The organism is Mesorhizobium sp. M4B.F.Ca.ET.089.01.1.1 (assembly GCF_004022605.1).
In the GTDB taxonomy this organism is placed as follows: Bacteria; Pseudomonadota; Alphaproteobacteria; order Rhizobiales; family Rhizobiaceae; genus Mesorhizobium; species Mesorhizobium abyssinicae.
Genome location: NZ_RZOS01000881.1, coordinates 1 through 1162, shown reverse-complemented (window position 1 = coordinate 1162; position 1162 = coordinate 1). Strand labels below are relative to the sequence as shown.

3 protein-coding genes are annotated in these 1162 nt (G+C 64.7%); all 3 read left to right on the top strand.

The genetic code is table 11. The annotated features are described in order from the left end of the window. The coding region (locus EN780_RS34735; RefSeq protein ID WP_128276501.1) for an FAD-dependent oxidoreductase at positions 1–547 on the top strand (547 nt) is incomplete at its 5' end. A 17-nt stretch (positions 548–564) separates the two neighbouring features. After that, positions 565–831, top strand: a complete 267-nt coding sequence (locus EN780_RS34730; RefSeq protein WP_127239356.1) for a sarcosine oxidase subunit delta — start codon at positions 565–567, stop codon at positions 829–831. A gap of 41 nt (positions 832–872) precedes the next feature. Further along, positions 873–1162: 2Fe-2S iron-sulfur cluster-binding protein (locus EN780_RS34725; protein WP_245500218.1), on the top strand; the 290-nt coding region annotated here is incomplete at its 3' end.

The window sequence follows — 1162 nt, the reverse complement described above, 5'->3', positions numbered from 1 at the left end:
GGCGGGTCACACCTCACTGCTCGGCCGGAAGGCGGGCCTTGAACTGCCGATCGAGAGCCATGTCTTGCAGGCTTTTGTCACAGAGCCGATCAAGCCCCTGGTCCACCACATCGTGGCCCACGGGACCGAGCATTTCTACGTTAGCCAATCCGACAAGGGTGGGCTGGTGTTCGGCGGCGGGCTGGACGGCTACAATTCCTATGCCCAACGCGGCAATCTCGGCATGGTACGTGAAGTCGCGGAGGCAGCGGTCGCGCTGATGCCCTGCATTTCCCGCCTGCGCATTCTGCGCCACTGGGGCGGGGTGATGGACATGACGCCGGACGGCAGCCCTATCATCTGCCCTACGCCAATCGACGGGCTCTACCTAAACGGTGGCTGGTGCTATGGCGGCTTCAAGGCCACCCCGGCCTCAGGATGGTGCTTCGCGCATACCATCGCCACCGGAAAGGCGCATCCGCTGAGCGCCGGCTACAGCCTGGACCGTTTCCGCACCGGCCGCACGATCGACGAGGCCGGCATCGGGCCGTTCGCCTGGCTGCAATAACCGAGAGACCCAAGACCATGCTACGCATCGAATGTCCCTACTGCGGTCCGCGCGACCACGACGAGTTCCGCTACGGCGGTGACGCGTCGGTCATCCGTCCTGTCCACGACGACGCGGATTTCGAGGCTTGGTACCGATACGTCTTCGTGCGCGAGAACCCGGCCGGACCGCATCGCGAGTATTGGCAGCACGTGATAGGGTGCCGTCAATGGTTGGTGGTCGGGCGCGATACACGCAACCATGAGATCGCCTCAGTCCGCTCCGCGCGGGAGGCACGCGCATGAGGCGGCTTCACGAAGGCGGCCGGATCGACCGATCGCGACCGATGGAATTCATCTTTGATGGCAAGGCTTTAGCTGGGTACCGAGGCGATACGCTCGCTTCGGCGCTACTGGCGAACGGATTCGGCCTGGTCGGCCGCAGCTTCAAGTACCACCGGCCCCGCGGGATCTATTCTGCAGGGCCGGAGGAGCCGAATGCGCTCGTGACGGTGGGGGCGAGGGGGCGCCGCGAGCCGAACCTACCAGCTACCACGGTGGAACTGGCCGACGGGCTGGTTGCCGAGAGCCAGAACCGCTGGCCGTCGTTGAAGTTCGACATCCAAAGCGTGAACGG